1 protein-coding gene and 1 pseudogene are annotated in these 1,058 nt (G+C 65.9%); both read left to right on the forward strand.

All coding sequences use genetic code 11. The features are described from left to right. The coding region (locus ACQKDV_RS19680) for a M23 family metallopeptidase (protein ID WP_427785898.1) at positions 1-225 on the forward strand (225 nt) is incomplete at its 5' end. A 305-nt stretch (positions 226-530) separates the two neighbouring features. Beyond that, positions 531-1,058, forward strand: a pseudogene (secA, locus tag ACQKDV_RS19685) (preprotein translocase subunit SecA); the annotation flags it as partial.

Genomic DNA, 1,058 nt, shown 5'->3' on the forward strand with positions numbered 1-1,058 from the left:
CATGGCAACGGCTATGTCACCCGCTACGCGCACAATTCGCGCCTGGTGGTGAAGGTCGGTGATCTGGTCCGTGCCGGCCAGGAAGTGGCCAAGGCCGGTTCCACCGGCCGTTCGACCGGTGCCCACGTGCACTTCGAGGTATGGGAAAACGGCAACGTGGTCAACCCGCGCAAGTTCCTGGGTGACGGCGGCAATACCCCGGTGGGCCGCATCAGCCGCGGCTGAACCCAGGTAGGGATGCCGGGCCGCCCCCGGAGTACGGGGGCAGCGCCATAGGCGCGGGGGTGTGGAGGCCAGGTAAGCGGGGCCCGCGGTTCGCGCAGCGAACCGTGGGAGCGGCAGCGCGTATGCGCTGACGCGTACCCGGCCAGCGGCCGGCACTACCGCCTCGGGGTTGAAACCCCTCACGGCCGTCCCAAGCTACAATGGGTGTTGCCATCGACAGGGCGCCAGGCGCCCTGTTTCGTTTGCGGCGTACGGATTCCCAGGGGAAGACCGGGCCGCTGTGTCCATCCAACCCGGTTCCTTCAATGATCAACAGCCTGCTTACCCGCGTATTTGGCAGTCGTAACGAACGACAGCTGCGCCAGCTCAACCGCATCGTCGCCAAGATCAATGCGCTGGAGCCGGAGATCGAGAAGCTTTCCGACGAGCAGCTGCAGGCCAAGACGCCGGAGTTCAAGCAGCGCATTGCCGGCGGCGAAGCCCTGGACAAGGTGCTGCCGGAAGCCTTCGCGGTCTGCCGCGAAGCCGGTCGCCGCGTGCTGGGCATGCGCCATTACGACGTGCAGCTGATCGGCGGCATGGTGCTTCACCTGGGCAAGATCGCAGAAATGCGCACCGGTGAAGGCAAGACCCTGGTCGCGACCCTGCCGGTGTACCTCAACGCGCTGGAAGGCAAGGGCGTGCATGTGGTCACCGTCAACGACTACCTGGCCCGTCGCGACGCCGCCCAGATGGGCAAGCTGTACAACTGGCTGGGCCTGAGCGTGGGCGTGGTCTACTTGAAGTTGGCTTCGCGACCATTGGTGTCGGTCAGCACACCGCGGTCCATGACC

Source organism: Stenotrophomonas sp. NPDC077659 (assembly GCF_050268705.1).
Taxonomy (GTDB): domain Bacteria; phylum Pseudomonadota; class Gammaproteobacteria; order Xanthomonadales; family Xanthomonadaceae; genus Stenotrophomonas.